The following is a 15,594-nucleotide window of genomic DNA, read 5'->3' as shown; positions in this document are numbered from 1 at the left end:
AAGCGGGCGCTTGCGCGCCCGCTCAGGCTTCAGATCTTGTTGAACAGGCCCAACTGAGAGATTTTGCTGAACGCCAGCTGCGAGGCCTGCAGCATGGTCTGCTGCAAGGTCAGGCGGGTCATCACTTCGGCCGGATCCGAATCACGGATCGTGCCCTGGGTGGTGGCGTTCGCCAGTTGCAGGCTCTGGTTGGTGGTGCTCTGGTCATCCAGCGACTGCCCGCGGGCACCGATGGACGTCACCGCACTGCCGATCTGGTTGGCGGCACTGTCGATGTTGCCCAGTGCCGACTCCATTGCCCCCTGGAATTTCTGCTTGGCCACCGGATCACCGTCGATCGGGGTGTTCAGCGCCGCGACCATCTGGCCCAGGGTGTCGAGCACGTTCTGGGTCTGGTGGTTGTTGGACTGGATCGAGAACTGGTCACCGGCCGCGGGCGTGCCACCGAGAGCGAAGGTCACACCGGCCGCCGTCGCGTTGCCGCCAGCCACGGTGCCCGACGAGATCGGCTTGCTGTCAGCGGTGACAGGCGCCGCATACAAGTCGAACGCGGTGGCGCTGGTGAATTTCAAGACTGCACCGCCGCCCGACGGGAAGGCCGCGTTGTAGGCTGCCTGGTTGGTCACGCTGGAACCGGTGATAACCGCAGTGGACGGGTTGCCCGGGCTGCGTGCGGTATTGAAAGTGTCCGGCGTGGCCGACAGCTGGAAGCTGTGGCCGGCAATCACCGCATCCGGGTTGGTATCACCAGCCTTGAGATTGATGTTCAGCTTCAGATCGACACCGCGGAAGCTGACCGTCTGGTTGGCGCCGTTGCTGTTGCTGATCAGACCGTTCTGGCTGGCTTCGGCCGTCACATCGTTGCCCAAGGCATCGGTAATCTTCAGCTGAGTGCTGCTGATGAAGTCCACGGTGTACGGCTGGCCGGCCGTGAACTTGGAGTTGTACGTCGCCGCGTTGCCAACGACACCGTTGGTCAGCACAACGCGACCGTCATCAACGGCCGGAGCCGTCATGTTGGTCTGGGTGCGCGCAGTATTGATGGTCTGCTGGAAAGCATCCCAACCGGTGGTGTTAGTGGCCACCGACAAACCATCGCCAATGCCCAGGTTGATCTGGGTCTGGTCACCGTTGTAGGTGTAGGTGCCATCGGCGTTCTGCGAGTACGGCGCGGTATCGGTCTTCGAGCCGGAGAACAGGTAGTTGCCGTTGGCGTCCTTGGAGTTCATCAGGCCCAGCACTTGTTGCTGGATCTGGCTCAGTTCGGCGGCGTAAGCCTGGCGGTCCTTGTCGGTGGCGATGCCGTTATTGGCTGCCAGCCCGATTTCCTTGGCGCGCTGCAAAGCGTCGGTGATGGCCGTCAGCGTAGATTCCTGAACAGTCAGCGAGCTCTTGGTGGTGTCGATGTTGCCTTTGTACTGATCGAGCATCGCGGCCTGCTGACCCAGGCGCAGCAAACGACCAGCCCCGATCGGATCGTCGGCGGCGGTGTTGATGCGCTGCAGGCTGCTGGCTTCGTTGGCGGTCGCGACCGTCTTGCTGTAGTTGCGCTGATATTGGGCAGCTTGTGTCGCGTAATACTGGGCGGTGGAAATGCGCATGAATTACGGCTCCTTAAAGGCTGTTGATCAGCGTGGCGAAAGTTTCCTGCGCAGCCTTGATGATCTGCGAAGACGCTGTGTAGTACTGCTGATACTTGACCAGGTTGCCGGTCTCTTCATCCAGGTTGACCTGGGACAGCGAGTCCCGCGCACCCTGGGCCTGATCCAGGATCACCGTGGTGGCCGCACCGTCGGACTTGCTCTGGGCGGCCTGGGTACCGACGTTGGTCACCAGTTTGTTGTAGGCGTCGGTCAGGCTGATGCCCTTGCTCGCCGTGCCGGTGTCGACGGTCTGCTTGGTCTGCAGACCGACCAGTGCCTGGGCGTTGCGGTTGTCCGAAGAGGCTGCGCCGGTCAGGTTGATGGTGAAGGTTTCGCCGGACTTCGGCGTCGCGCCCACGGTGGTCTGCACGGTGAAGGTCTTTTGCACGTTCGGGATGACGGTGGTGTCCATCACCGGAGCCCCGGTGGAGTCGACCATGCCGATCTTCAGGTTCAGGGTGTTCGCCTGACCGGGAACGATGACGCCGGAACCGATCGTGGCACCCTTGGCATCAACCATGTTGTAAGTCTGGCTGCCGCTGGTGGTGGCGCCGAATACCAGTTTGACCGGGGTCGAATACTTGAGCGCGTTCTGCAGCTCCGCCTGGGACGCCGGGTTGTAGATATCGACGACGTCTGTCAGCGTCGGCTGGGTGTAGGTGCCTGAGTTGTTGGCACTGGCCACGCCGGTCAACGGTGCGGCTGCCGCGATTTTCTTCGGATCGGTGAGAACGGTCTGGATGCTGGCCGCCGCGTTGCGGGTCGGGGTGACCTTGAACGTGTCGCCGGCACTCAGGGCACCACCGTTAAGGGCCAGGGTAAAGCCGTCGATTACCGGAGGCGGCGTGGTCGTGGTGCTGAACGAACCCATGTCGGTGCCGTCGGAGCGCTTGACCGTGTAGTTGGTCGCGCTGGTGAAGGTGACCTGGTAGTCGCTGGTGGTCAGCTTGCCGGTGTCCTTGATGGTGACATCAAGGTTGCCCGAACCTGCGCTATTGCCGGACTGGGCAATACTGCGCTGGCTGATCAGGGCGGCACTGTTGATGTTGTTGAAAATCGCTGCGCCGAAGTCACCGTTCTTGTCGATGCCCTGGGCTTGCTGGCGGTTGATCTGGTCGGCAACGACCAGTGCCACACGGCCCAGCTCGTTGAGTGCAGGATCGAGCACTTCCTTGCGATAAGTCAGCAGACCACCGATTTCACCGCCGGTCATCGCCGAGGTGATGTCGATGGTGCTCGAACCACGATCCATCTGGATGCCCATGCGCGATGGGTCACCCTTGAGCGGCACGGTGCTCAGGGTATTGGTGGTATTGCCGATGACCAACGGCTGGCCGCTACCGATGTAGATGTCGAAGCTGGTGCCACGCTCAACGACTTGCGCGCCGGTCAGCTCGGAGAGCTGACGCACGGCTTCGTTACGGCTGTCGAGCAGATCGTTCGGCTGGCCGCCGCTGGTGGAGATCTCGCCGATCTTCTGGTTCAGCGTGGCAATCGAGGTTGCCAGCTTGTTCACCTGGGACGCCATGTCGGACAGGTTGCCATTGAGCGTGGCGTTCTGATCGTTCATCTGCTTGGCCAGTGCATTGAAGCGACTGGTCAGGGCCTGCGCGCCGGTCAGTACCGACTGACGGGAAGTGTCGTCGGTGGCCGAGGTCGATACGCCTTGCATCGAGGTGAAGAATTTCTGCAGCACGCCGGTCAGGCCGGTGTTGGTGTCGGACAGCGAGCCGTCCAGTGCGGTCGCCTGCGCACCGAAAGCGGCGGCTTCGCTATTGAGCGACGTGGCGGTACGCAGCTGAGATTCGAGGTAGGAGTTGTACACCCGGCGCACGTCGGCCAGGGTCGTACCGGTACCGATGAACACGTTACCGTATTGAATCGAGGACTTGGTGCCCTGCACGGTTTGCTGGCGTGAATAACCGGCGGTGTCGACGTTGGCAATGTTGTTACCCGTCACAGCCAGAGAGGATGAACTCGCGGCCAACCCCGACATCCCGATATTGAGCAAACTCATGATTCAAACCTTACCTTGTGTTTATAAGGGCGTTGTTGAAACGCCGGCCGCAGCGTAGTTCTGATTGACCGTCATCTGCCTGGCAATCTGCGAAATCTTCGTCGCGTAGTTCGGGTCGGTCGCGTAACCGGCCTTTTGCAATTCGCGTACAAACTGTTCTGGGTTATCGGCCGACTTCAGCACATCTTGATAGCGATTATTGCTCTGCAGCAAAGTCACCAGATCGTGGAAGCTGTCCTTGTACGAGGCATAGGAACGGAACTCGGCCGTCTCCTTGACCATCTGCCCGTTGCGGAACTCGCTGGTGATCGCCCGGGCCGAATCGCCCTTCCAGTTGCTGCTCGCCTTGATGCCGAACAGGTTGTGACTGCTGCTGCCGTCCTGGGCGCGCATGACCGATTTGCCCCAGCCGGTTTCCAGCGCAGCCTGAGCCACCAGATAACGCGGATCGACGCCGATGCGTGCCGCAGCTTCCTGCGCCATCGGCAGCATGGTGTTGACGAATTCGTCGGCGTTGCCGAACGCTTTCTTCGCCGGTGCCAGCGGGATCTGCGCCATGGCGCGGCCGTAAATCTGCATCTGCCCGCCCGAGGCTTTATCGGCCTCGGCGCGCTCCAGCCAGTCGCCGTTGTACAGCGGGCCGGAACCGGTGACAGCGGCGGTCGTGGCGCGTTGCGGCAGTTGAGTGGTCGCCGCCGGCGTGGCCGACGGCACCAGACCGGCGAGCAAGCGATCCGCCAGTTTCGGCGGCAGTGCCAGACGACGCTGGTTGATCATTTCCATGTCATTGCGATGGGTCAGTTCGGTGCTCGGCGCATGCACCGAACGCGACGCCCACAGCGGACGCTCGCCATTGAGTCGCGACAACGGGCCATTCGTAGCCACGGTGCCGGCAGCAATCGGCGTGGCCACGGCAGCGGCCTTGGCTTTGGCTTCTTCCTGCTTGGCAGCGGATGCGGCCGCCGCCTCGCCCGGCGCCATCGGTTTGTTCTTCGACATCTGGCGCATCAGCACGTCGGCCAGGCCGATACCACCGCCCTCGCGGGACATGGAAACCGCCAGTTGCTGGTCGTACATCTCCTGATACTGCTTGGCTGCCGGCGTGTTGAGCGGGTTGTCCTGGCCCAGCGCTTCGGTGGCCGAGCGCATCGACTTGAGCATTTCACCGAGGAACAGCGATTCGAATTCCTGCGCAACCTTGCGCATGTTCGCATCGCTGTTCTTGTCGCCGACCTTGAGCTGATTCAGACGATTGAGGTCGGAGTACGAACCCGAATCGCTGCTGCTGACCAGACCGCTTTTGCGCATATCCATGGTCGCCGTCCTCAGATCACGATCAGGTCGGCTTGCAACGCGCCGGCCTGCTTCAGTGCTTCAAGGATGGCCATCAGGTCACCCGGCGCGGCGCCGACCTGGTTCACCGCACGGACGATCTCGTCGAGGGTGGTGCCCGGGCCGAACTTGAACATCGGCTTGGCTTCCTGTTCGGCATTCACCCGCGAGCGCGGCACGACGGCGGTCTGGCCGTTGGACAGCGGGCCCGGCTGGCTGACGATCGGGTCTTCAGTGATGGTCACGGTCAGGCTGCCGTGGGTCACGGCGGCCGGCGAGACCTTCACGTTCTGGCCGATGACGATGGTGCCGGTACGCGAGTTGATGATGACTTTCGCCACCGCCTGACCGGGATCGACTTCGAGGTTTTCCAGGATCGACAGATAGTCGACGCGCTGGCTCGGATCGAGCGGCGCGGTCACACGGATCGAACCGCCGTCGATGGCCTGGGCCACGCCTGGGCCGAGCATGTCGTTGATCTTGTCGACGATGCGCTTGGCGGTGGTGAAGTCGGAACGGTTGAGGTTCAGCGTCAGGCTGTTGCCCTGGTTGAAACCGCTCGGCACCGAACGCTCGACCGACGCACCGCCAGGGATGCGACCGGCCGACGGAACGTTGACGGTGATCTTCGAACCGTCACGACCTTCAGCATCGAAACCACCGACCACCAGGTTGCCCTGAGCGATGGCGTAGACGTTGCCGTCGATACCCTTGAGCGGGGTCAGCAACAGCGTGCCGCCGCGCAGGCTCTTGGAGTTACCGATGGACGACACGGTGATGTCGACCTGTTGACCCGGTTTGGCGAACGCCGGCAGATCGGCACTCACCGATACCGCCGCAACGTTTTTCAGCTGCACGTTGCCCGATCCCGGCGGCACCTTGATGCCGAACTGCGAGAGCATGTTGTTGAAGGTCTGCAGGGTGAACGGGGTCTGCGTGGTCTGGTCGCCGGTGCCATTGAGGCCGACCACCAGGCCGTAGCCGATCAACTGGTTGGAACGCACGCCAGAGATGCTGGCGATGTCCTTCAACCGTTCGGCTTGTGCATTGAAGGCCGCCGACAACAGGAACGCGGCCACCATGAGACTTCTGAAATTCAACGTAGCCACCTAGAAAGGGAACAGCGGGCTGAGGAAGAAACGGTCGAACCAGCCTGGCTGACTCGCATCGGCGAACGAACCGGTGCCCGAGTAGGTGATGCGCGCATCGGCGACCCGGGTCGAGGACACGGTGTTGTCGGTGGCGATGTCATCGGCCCGCACGAGACCGGCGATCCGCACCAGCTCGTCGCCGGTGTTGAGGGTCATCCACTTCTCGCCACGCACGGCGATGATGCCGTTGGGCAACACGTCGGCGACGGTCACGGTGATCGAGCCGGTCAGGGTGTTGCCCTGGGCGGCCTTGCTGTCACCTTTGGTCGCGCGGTCGCCGCTGTAACCGACATCCAGGCTCAGGTCGTTACCGCCCAACGGGTTGTTGGTGGTGGCACTGCCGCCGAACAGCGACGTCAGGCCGATACCGGTCTTGCTGTTCTTGGCCACCTGCGAGTTGGCGTTCTTGCTGGCCTGGGTCCTCTCGTTCAGGGTGATGGTGATGATGTCACCGACCCGGAACGCCTTGCGGTCGCTGTACAGGTTCTGCTCGAAACCGGCCTGATAGATCGAGCCGTTGTTGGCGGCCGACGGCAACGGTGTGCGCGGCAACACCGGGGCGTAGTAAGGATCATTGGGCTTGGGCGTCGGAGCGACGCAGCCCGCGAGCGAGACGACCCCGCTCAATGCCACAACAGATACAAAGCGTTTCATGACCCTTACCTCACGGTGTTGCAGGCAGCCTCATGGCCGCCTCATAGACTTGATTACAGATTCTGCGTTACGAACGAGAGCATCTGGTCGGCGGTGGAGATCACCTTGGAGTTCATCTCGTACGCGCGCTGAGTAGTGATCATGTTGACCATCTCTTCCACGGTGCTGACGTTGGAGGTTTCCAGGGTGTTCTGCAGGGTGGTACCGAAACCGTTCAGGCCCGGCGTACCGACTTGCGGCGCACCGGAGGCGGCGGTTTCCAGGAACAGGTTGTTGCCCACCGCTTGCAGACCGGCCGGGTTGATGAAGTCGGCGGTTTGCAGGTTGCCGATCACTTGCGAGGCGGCGTTGCCGGCGGTGGTGATCGACACGGTGCCGTCACGGCCCACAGTGAAGGTCTGGGCGTTGTTCGGGATGACGATGGCCGGTTCCAGGGCGAAACCGCTGGCGTTGACGATCTGGCCGTTGGAGTCGAGGTGGAACGTACCGTCACGGGTGTAGGACGTGGTGCCGTCCGGCTGCAGGATCTGGAAGAATCCGCGACCGTCGATGGCCATGTCCAGCGGCTGCTCGGTGGTTTGCAGGCTGCCGGCGGTGAAGTTTTTCTGGGTGCCGACGATGCGCACACCGGTACCCACTTGCAGACCCGACGGCAGTTCGCTGTCCTGGGTCGACTGGGCGCCTGGCTGACGCTTGATCTGGTACAGCAGGTCCTGGAACTCGGCGCGGTCACGTTTGAAACCCGTGGTCGACACGTTCGCCAGGTTGTTGGAAATGGTGGTCAGGTTGGTGTCCTGGGCGGACAGACCGGTTTTGGCAACCCATAGAGCCGGAAGCATTCGATTCTCCTCGTGCGCCTGTTTTACGGCGCGACGTTCTGATAATTAGCTGATCTGCAAGACCCGAGCCATGGCCTGGTCGTCGTCTTTGGCGGTGTTCATCATCTTGACGTGCAATTCGAATTGCTTGGCCAGGGCCAGCACCGACGTCATTTCTTCCACGGCATTGACGTTGCTCGATTCCAGGAAACCCGACACCAGTTTGACGTTGGCATCGGCCGGCGCAGGCTGGCCGTCCTTGGTGTAAATCGAACCGTCCAGGCCCTTGTTCATGTTCTTGATGTCCGGATTGACCAGCTTGATGCGGTCGACTTCGGCCATGACGCGCGGGCCCTCGCCCATCGCTCGAATACTGATGGTGCCGTCTTCGCCGACTTCCACCTGCTGCTCCGGCGGCACCGCGATCGGCCCGCCATTGCCCATGACCGGCATGCCGTTGCCGGCACGCAACACGCCGAGGGCATCGATGTTGAGGCTGCCGGTGCGCACGTAGCTTTCACCGCCGTTGGGATTCTGCACGGCGATCCAGCCGTTACCCGACACGGCGACGTCGAGGTCACGGCCGGTCTGCACCAGCGAGCCCGGCGTGAAGTCGGTGGCGGGCCGTTCGCTCATCGCAAACGCACGCGCCGGAAAGCTGTCACCGAACACCGGCATCGAACGCGCCTGCTCCAGGTCGCGCTGAAAACCGTTGGTGGAGATGTTCGCCAGGTTGTTGGCATGAGCCTTTTGCGCCAGTGCGTTCTGGCTGGCGCCGGTCATTGCCACATAAAGGTACTTGTCCACACTCTTTCCTCTGCATGCCGGACGTTTGCCGCCCACCGCTGTACTGCTGAGCCATAAGCAATTTGCAGACCAACTTTTTTCTGGCGGCCCACGACCCGGTAAACAAAGGACTTGAGGGATTTTGCGGGGAGGAGGGAAATGTATCGAAGACGAAAAACCGGCGGTGTCATGCCGCTTGGCGGCAAACACCTGACCCTGATTGCTGATTGCTGATCGCGGATCGCGGATCGTTCCCACGTCGAGGCGTCGAACCGTCCGCGTGGGAACGCAGCCCGGGACGCTCCGCGTCCCAAAGCGGACGCAGAGCGTCCATTGAGGCATTCCCACGCAGAGCGTGGGAACGATCAGCGTGGGGGGATCAGTGTGGGGCTGATTAGGCGCTGCCTGACTCCTTGCCGACTTCATACTCACGCAGCTTGTTGGCAATCGTAGTGTGCGAAACCCCGAGCCGCTTACCCAGTTGTCGGCTGCTCGGATGCTCGGAATACAAGCGTTCCAGCACTGCTTTTTCGAAGCGCCCGACAATCTCGTCCAGCCCTCCCTCGAGGGAAAAATCGCCAAGCGGCTGACGCACACCGTAATCCGGCAGGCGAATGTGCTCGGCCTTGACCGTGCCGCCGTCGCACAGCGAAACCGCCTGGAACAGCACGTTCTCCAGTTGCCGCACATTGCCCGGCCAATGGTAGTGACTGAGCCGATCCATCGCCGCCGGTGCCAGTTTCGGCAGCGGGCAGCCGATCTGTCGACTGGCCTGATCGAGGAAGTGCTCCACCAGCGGCGTCAAACCGTCGAGGCATTCGCGCAGTGGCGGGATGTGCAGCGAAAGCACGTTCAAGCGGTGATACAGATCCTGGCGAAATTCGCCGCGCGCGCACAGCTCCGACAAATCCACCTGGGTTGCGCAGATCACCCGCACATCCAGGTAAACCTCTTCATCACTGCCCACACGGCGGAAGCAGCCGTCCTGCAGGAAGCGCAGCAGTTTCACCTGCAAGCGCGGGCTCATTTCGCCGACACCATCGAGGAACAGCGTGCCGCCCGCCGTCAGCTCCAGCAGCCCGAGCTTGCCTTCGGCCCGAGCGCCTTCAAAGGCACCGGGGCCGTAGCCGAACAGTTCGGTCTCGGCCATCGACTCCGGCAGCCCCGCGCAGTTGAGCGCCATCAGCGGCGACTGACCACGCGGGCTCGCCAGGTGGCAGGCCCGCGCCAGCAATTCCTTGCCGGTGCCGGTTTCGCCCTCAATCAACAACGGCGCATCCAGCGGCGCCATGCGCCGGGCCTCGCGCACCACCGCTGCCATCACTTTCGAGCTCTGGAAGATGCTGTCGAAACCGCGCAACTCCTGTTTGCGCACGTTGTAGATCCGCTCGCCGACGCGGTCCGCGCGGTGCAAGGTGAGCACAGCACCGGCCATGGCTTCGCTGTCGTCGTGTTCAGATTGCAGCGGCGCGATGTCGGCCAGAAAGATGTCGCCCTTGACCTTGACCCGCATGCCGTTGATTCGCGATTTGTTGGCGCGCACCAGTTCCGGCAGGTCGAAGTCCTCGGCGTAACGCGACAACGGAATCCCCGGCACCTCGTCCACCCGCACACCGAGCAACTGCGCCGCCGCACGGTTGGCCGCCACGATGGAGCCGCCCATGTCAATCGACAGCACCGGAAACTCCAGCGCGCCGAGCAACGCATTCAACTCCATGTGCCGCCGCTCGCTGGGCATCAGCCCGACCCGCTTGACGCCGAACACTCCGGCAATTGCCTCGAACTTCGGTCGCAGCGCCTGGAACTGAATGTTGATCAGGTTCGGGCAATGCAAATAGATCGCGTTGCCATGCTCACCACCCACCTCGCCACGGGCGACGTTGATCCCGTACTCCACCAGCAGATTGAGAATGTCGCGCAGGATGCCGATGCGGTTCTGGCAGTGGACTTTGATACGCATATAAAGGCCCGAAACAGGTGAAAAGGTGGTCTGACGCCGGAATTTTCTGCGCCGCGCGCAAGATAGTCGTCAAGATTATGTGACAGCCATAAGCCTTTTCAAACCCGACAGTCACCGCAAACACGACTTATCGCACGAAGCGTAACGAAAATTTTACGAATTAAAGAGACTTTTCCTACTCAGCCAGTCTTCAACCTGCTGCAACAACAAACGTTCCGGGGTATTTCTCAGTCCATCGCAGGACATAACAAGAACGAAATTCCCCTCGCAGGAGAGCAGTATGAAGCAGACGCAATACGTGGCCCGCGAGCCCGATGCGCAAGGTTTTATCGACTACCCCGCAGAAGAACACGCGGTGTGGAACACGCTGATCACCCGCCAGATGAAAGTGATCGAGGGTCGTGCGTGCCAGGAATACCTGGACGGTATCGAAAAACTCGGTCTGCCCCACGACCGCATTCCTCAACTGGGCGAGATCAACAAGGTGCTCGGCGAGACCACCGGTTGGCAGGTTGCCCGCGTCCCGGCGCTGATCCCTTTCCAGACCTTTTTCGAATTGCTCGCCAGCAAGCAGTTTCCGGTGGCCACGTTCATCCGCACCCGTGAAGAACTGGACTACCTGCAGGAGCCGGACATTTTCCACGAGATCTTTGGCCACTGCCCGCTGCTGACCAATCCGTGGTTCGCCGAATTCACCCACACCTACGGCAAGCTCGGCCTGCAGGCGACCAAGGAAGAACGCGTTTACCTGGCGCGCCTGTACTGGATGACCATCGAGTTCGGCCTGGTCGACACCCCGCAAGGCAAACGCATCTACGGCGGCGGCATCCTGTCCTCGCCAAAAGAAACTGTTTATTCGCTGTCGGACGAGCCCGAGCATCAGGCCTTCGATCCGCTGGAAGCCATGCGCACGCCGTATCGCATCGACATCCTGCAACCGCTGTACTTTGTCCTGCCGAACCTCAAGCGCCTGTTCGACCTGGCCCACGAAGACATCATGGCCATGGTCAAGCAAGGCATGCAGCTGGGTCTGCACGCACCGAAGTTTCCGCCAAAACCGAAAGCCGCGTGACCCGCGACTTTTGCTTACAAGTGAGTCTGTCAGTCGTCGCCACTTTGGTTTAGCGTGGCGACTTTGACGGCCAATATAAAAAAACACCTTCAGATTTCAGGAAGTCCACCATGTCCACTTTGAACCAAGCCCATTGCGAAGCCTGCCGTGCCGATGCCCCACAAGTCAGCGATGAAGAACTGCCGATCCTGATCAAGCAGATCCCTGACTGGAACATCGAAGTACGCGACAGCATCATGCAGCTGGAAAAAGTCTTCCTGTTCAAGAATTTCAAGCACGCGCTGGCGTTCACCAACGCCGTCGGCGAGATCTCCGAGGCCGAAGGTCACCACCCGGGCCTGCTCACCGAGTGGGGCAAAGTCACCGTGACCTGGTGGAGCCACTCGATCAAGGGCCTGCACCGCAACGACTTCATCATGGCCGCGCGCACTGACGAAGTGGCCAAGACTGCAGAAGGACGCAAGTAATGCACTTCGACGCCATCGGCCGGGTGCCCGGCGACCCGATCCTCGGCCTGATGGAGGCCTACGCGCAGGACTCCAACCCGCGCAAGTTCGACCTCGGCGTCGGCGTCTACAAGGATGCCCAGGGCCTGACGCCGATCCCCGAGGCGGTGAAAATCGCCGAGGCGCGTCTGGTCGAGAGCCAGGACACCAAGACCTACATCGGTGGCCACGGCAATCCGCTGTTCGGCAAGGTCATCAATGAGCTGGTGCTTGGCGTCGATTCGAAGCTGATCGCCGAGCAACGTGCCGGCGCCACTCAGACGCCGGGCGGCACTGGCGCCCTGCGTCTGGCGGCGGACTTCATCGCCCAATGCCTGCCGGGCAAAGGCGTATGGCTGAGCAACCCGACCTGGCCGATCCACGAAACGATTTTCGCGGCCGCCGGGGTCAAGATCAGCCATTACCCGTACGTCGGCAGCGACAACCGCCTCGACGTCGATGCGATGCTCGCCGTGCTCAACGAAGTGCCGAAAGGTGATGTGGTGCTGCTGCATGCGTGCTGCCACAACCCGACCGGTTTCGACCTGAGCCACGACGACTGGCAGCGAGTGCTGGAGGTGGTACGCCGCCGTGACCTGCTGCCGCTGATCGACTTTGCCTACCAGGGCTTTGGCGACGGTCTGGAGCAGGATGCATGGTCAACCCGGCTGTTCTCCGCCGAGTTGCCCGAGCTGCTGATCACCAGTTCCTGCTCGAAGAACTTCGGCCTGTATCGCGACCGCACCGGTGCGTTGATCGTCAGCGCGAAAACCGCTGACAAGCTGATCGACATCCGCAGCCAACTGGCGCACATCGCCCGTAACCTGTGGTCGACGCCGCCGGATCACGGCGCGGCCGTCGTCGCCACAATCCTCGCCGACCCGGAGCTGAAACGCCGCTGGGCCGACGAAGTGGAAGCCATGCGTCTGCGCATCGCCCAGTTGCGCAGCGGTCTGGTGGAAGCGCTGGAACCGCACGGTCTGCGCGAGCGTTTTGCGCACATTGGCGTGCAACGCGGAATGTTCTCCTACACCGGTCTGTCGCCGGAACAGGTGAAGAACCTGCGCGAGCATCACAGTGTGTACATGGTCAGCTCGGGCCGGGCCAACGTTGCCGGGATTGATGCGACGCGCCTCGACCTGCTGGCCGAAGCGATCGCCAGCGTCTGCAAATAACCCCCCCTGGTCTTGATCGTTCCCACGCTCCGCGTGGGAATGCCTCAATGGACGCTCCGCGTCCGCTTCGGCAGGGACGCAGAGTGTCCCGGGCTGCATTCCCACGCGGACGGTTCGACGCCTCGACGTGGGAACGATCAGGCGCACTCATCGCGAGCAGGCTCGCCCCTGCATTTGCCCTGCGTCACCCTGTCGCACTTGTCTAGACAATCCCGCCCGTCGTAACAAATGGATTTAAAAATGAGTTTGTCATTTTTCTTGCTGTATCCTGCGCAGGCTTTCTGAAAGCGCGGATCTACCAGATCTATCAACAGACTTAGCGAGGAGCGCAACCATGCACGAGATTCCGAATCTCCCCTTCCCAAGCCTGCACGAAACTGAGCAGACGACCACGCAACAAGCCGGTGCCCAACAGCCCGAGCCGAAAGAAGCCGCCGAGAGCCGTCCGGCCGACAGCGAAGAGTAAGCAACACCCGCCGTACAGACCGTGTGGAAAGCGCTAACATGCGCTTTCCACACTGCCTGAAACCTGAGTTGCCATGTCCAAAGAATTCGATGAACAACAGGCCGAGACCCTGATCGATGCCACCGAAAAGATGATCGAGATCTGGAGCCGTCTCTCGCCCGAGAAACAGGCCGCCCTGCTCGCCCGTTTCGGCAGCGAAGAAAACGCATTGGCCGCCCTGGTCACCACGCAATTGGTCGCCCCGGCCAAATAGTTTTACTTTTCCCCGCCCTGGACGCGTCCGCATCGGTATCATGAGCAGCCTATCTATTCTGCTCTTCCCGTGGATCGTAATTCATGTCGTCCTCTATGCCAGAACCTCAGCGCCCCCTGGCGGTCACGCTGCAAGTCGTTTCCATCGTCCTGTTCACCTTCATCGGCTACCTGAACATCGGCATTCCGTTGGCGGTGCTGCCCGGCTATGTGCACAGCGACCTGGGCTTCGGCGCGGTCATCGCCGGGCTGGTGATCAGCGTGCAATACCTCGCCACCCTGCTCAGCCGCCCGTATGCCGGCAAGATCATCGACAACCAGGGCAGCAAACGTGCGGTGATGATCGGTCTGGCCGGTTGTGGTTTGAGCGGTGTGTTCATGCTGATTTCGGCGTGGACACCCAACCTGCCGCTGCTGAGCCTGATCAGCCTGTTCGTTGGCCGTCTGGTGCTGGGCAGCGCGGAAAGTCTGGTCGGGTCAGGCTCGATCGGTTGGGGCATCGGCCGGGTCGGCGCCGCCAACACCGCCAAGGTCATCTCGTGGAACGGCATCGCCAGTTACGGAGCGCTGGCCGTCGGTGCGCCGCTCGGGGTATGGCTGGTCAGCCGTTTCGGTCTGTGGAGCATGGGTGTGAGCATTCTGCTGCTCGCCACGCTGGGGCTGCTGCTGGCCTGGCCGAAAACCGCCGCGCCGATCGTGGCCGGTGAGCGTCTGCCGTTCATGCACGTTCTCGGGCGCGTCTTTCCGCACGGCTGCGGACTTGCGCTGGGCTCGATCGGTTTCGGCACCATCGCCACCTTTATCACCCTGTATTACGCCACGCAGCATTGGGATAACGCGGTGCTGTGCCTGAGCCTGTTCGGCGCCAGCTTCATCGGTGCGCGACTGCTGTTCGGCAACCTGATCAATCGCCTCGGCGGCTTCCGCGTGGCGATTGCCTGCCTGTCGGTGGAAACCCTGGGCCTGCTGTTGCTGTGGCTGGCACCGGACGCGCACTGGGCATTGGCCGGTGCGGCATTGAGCGGTTTCGGTTTCTCGCTGGTGTTCCCGGCGTTGGGCGTGGAAGCCGTGAACCTGGTGCCGGCCTCCAGCCGTGGCGCGGCGGTCGGGGCTTATTCTTTGTTCATCGACTTGTCGCTGGGCATCACCGGGCCGCTGGCAGGGGCGATTGCAGCGGGCTTCGGATTTGCCTCGATCTTCCTGTTCGCCGCCCTCGCCTCTTTGAGCGGCCTGGCACTGAGCGTCTATCTCTACCGCCACACGGCGAAGTACCGCGAAGACTAGAAATCCACCTTGCCGCGCCCGGCCTTGATGCTGCCGCGCTTGGTCTTCGATTCGAGCCGACGCTTCTTGGAACCCAGCGTCGGCTTGGTCGGCCGGCGCTTCTTCTCAACCTTGGTGGCACTCAGGATCAGCTCGGTCAGACGCTCCAGTGCATCGGCGCGGTTCTGTTCCTGCGTGCGGTACTGCTGGGCCTTGATGATCAGCACGCCGTCGCCGGTGATGCGACTGTCGCGCAGCGCCAGCAGCCGCTCCTTGTAGAACTCGGGCAAGGACGAGGCCGGAATGTCGAAGCGCAGGTGCACGGCGCTGGAGACCTTGTTGACGTTCTGCCCACCGGCGCCCTGGGCGCGGATGTACGTCAGTTCGATCTCGGCATCCGGCAGATGCACGTTGTTTGAAATCACCAGCATGGAAAAACGTCCGTAATCAGAACCCGCAGGATACCGCGAAAGCACAAAAAACCCGGCACTTGGCCGGGTTTGTTGTTTTTGCAACGACG

General features: G+C 61.8%; 15 protein-coding genes. 6 read left to right on the top strand and 9 right to left on the bottom strand.

All coding sequences use genetic code 11. The annotated features are described in order from the left end of the window. Nucleotides 1-29: 29 nt before the first annotated feature. From ACEN93_RS24725 to ACEN93_RS24690, 8 genes are all read right to left on the bottom strand, one after another. The gene (locus ACEN93_RS24725) at nucleotides 30-1,601 is read right to left on the bottom strand and encodes a flagellar hook-associated protein 3 (RefSeq protein ID WP_074692274.1); all 1,572 of its coding nucleotides are present in this window, start codon (nucleotides 1,599-1,601) and stop codon (nucleotides 30-32) included. Between the two features lie 13 nt (nucleotides 1,602-1,614). After that, nucleotides 1,615-3,660: a flagellar hook-associated protein FlgK gene (flgK, locus tag ACEN93_RS24720; RefSeq protein WP_039765533.1), complete on the bottom strand. Its 2,046-nt coding sequence runs from the start codon at nucleotides 3,658-3,660 to the stop codon at nucleotides 1,615-1,617. Nucleotides 3,661-3,681: 21 nt separating this feature from the next. Further along, entirely contained in the window at nucleotides 3,682-4,974 is a 1,293-nt protein-coding gene (flgJ, locus tag ACEN93_RS24715) for a flagellar assembly peptidoglycan hydrolase FlgJ (RefSeq protein ID WP_039765530.1), read from the bottom strand. 11 nt (nucleotides 4,975-4,985) lie between these two features. Next, complete coding sequence (locus ACEN93_RS24710) at nucleotides 4,986-6,074, bottom strand: flagellar basal body P-ring protein FlgI (protein ID WP_039765528.1); 1,089 nt, start codon at nucleotides 6,072-6,074, stop codon at nucleotides 4,986-4,988. A gap of 27 nt (nucleotides 6,075-6,101) precedes the next feature. Beyond that, nucleotides 6,102-6,797 carry a flagellar basal body L-ring protein FlgH gene (flgH, locus tag ACEN93_RS24705; protein ID WP_011333018.1) on the bottom strand — a complete coding sequence of 232 codons (696 nt, stop codon included), beginning with the start codon at nucleotides 6,795-6,797 and terminating at the stop codon, nucleotides 6,102-6,104. Nucleotides 6,798-6,850: 53 nt separating this feature from the next. Next, on the bottom strand, nucleotides 6,851-7,636 hold the full coding sequence (gene flgG / locus ACEN93_RS24700) for a flagellar basal-body rod protein FlgG (protein ID WP_039765524.1): 786 nt from the start codon (nucleotides 7,634-7,636) through the stop codon (nucleotides 6,851-6,853). 45 nt (nucleotides 7,637-7,681) lie between these two features. Beyond that, complete coding sequence (locus tag ACEN93_RS24695) at nucleotides 7,682-8,422, bottom strand: flagellar basal body rod protein FlgF (RefSeq protein WP_007958343.1); 741 nt, start codon at nucleotides 8,420-8,422, stop codon at nucleotides 7,682-7,684. Nucleotides 8,423-8,795: 373 nt separating this feature from the next. Further along, nucleotides 8,796-10,361, bottom strand: a complete 1,566-nt coding sequence (locus ACEN93_RS24690; protein WP_039765517.1) for a sigma-54-dependent phenylalanine hydroxylase transcriptional regulator PhhR — start codon at nucleotides 10,359-10,361, stop codon at nucleotides 8,796-8,798. A gap of 280 nt (nucleotides 10,362-10,641) precedes the next feature. On the opposite strand from ACEN93_RS24690, the gene phhA reads away from it, so the two are divergent. The 6 genes from phhA (at nucleotide 10,642) to ACEN93_RS24660 (ending at nucleotide 15,095) form a co-directional block, all read left to right on the top strand. After that, nucleotides 10,642-11,433, top strand: a complete 792-nt coding sequence (gene phhA / locus ACEN93_RS24685; protein ID WP_039765515.1) for a phenylalanine 4-monooxygenase — start codon at nucleotides 10,642-10,644, stop codon at nucleotides 11,431-11,433. A 110-nt stretch (nucleotides 11,434-11,543) separates the two neighbouring features. Next, nucleotides 11,544-11,900 carry a 4a-hydroxytetrahydrobiopterin dehydratase gene (locus ACEN93_RS24680; RefSeq protein WP_003222798.1) on the top strand — a complete coding sequence of 119 codons (357 nt, stop codon included), beginning with the start codon at nucleotides 11,544-11,546 and terminating at the stop codon, nucleotides 11,898-11,900. Further along, nucleotides 11,900-13,093: an amino acid aminotransferase gene (locus ACEN93_RS24675; RefSeq protein WP_495610626.1), complete on the top strand. Its 1,194-nt coding sequence runs from the start codon at nucleotides 11,900-11,902 to the stop codon at nucleotides 13,091-13,093. Before ACEN93_RS24680 ends, ACEN93_RS24675 begins: the two co-directional genes overlap by 1 nt. Before the next feature lie 334 nt (nucleotides 13,094-13,427). Next, nucleotides 13,428-13,559, top strand: coding sequence for a hypothetical protein (locus ACEN93_RS24670; RefSeq protein ID WP_007958347.1), 132 nt, complete (start codon nucleotides 13,428-13,430; stop codon nucleotides 13,557-13,559). Between the two features lie 73 nt (nucleotides 13,560-13,632). Then, a complete protein-coding gene (locus ACEN93_RS24665) occupies nucleotides 13,633-13,812 on the top strand; it encodes a hypothetical protein (RefSeq protein ID WP_495610625.1) in 180 nt (59 codons plus the stop codon). A 95-nt stretch (nucleotides 13,813-13,907) separates the two neighbouring features. Beyond that, nucleotides 13,908-15,095: an MFS transporter gene (locus tag ACEN93_RS24660; RefSeq protein ID WP_170844945.1), complete on the top strand. Its 1,188-nt coding sequence runs from the start codon at nucleotides 13,908-13,910 to the stop codon at nucleotides 15,093-15,095. Here the strand turns inward: ACEN93_RS24660 and arfB are convergent. Next, nucleotides 15,092-15,505: an alternative ribosome rescue aminoacyl-tRNA hydrolase ArfB gene (gene arfB, locus ACEN93_RS24655; RefSeq protein WP_011333010.1), complete on the bottom strand. Its 414-nt coding sequence runs from the start codon at nucleotides 15,503-15,505 to the stop codon at nucleotides 15,092-15,094. The genes ACEN93_RS24660 and arfB overlap by 4 nt on opposite strands. Nucleotides 15,506-15,594: the final 89 nt, after the last annotated feature.

It is taken from the genome of Pseudomonas sp. Pseusp21 (assembly GCF_059492145.1).
The sequence above is the reverse complement of the archived record's forward strand: the minus strand, read 5'-3'. Positions and strand labels throughout refer to the sequence as shown.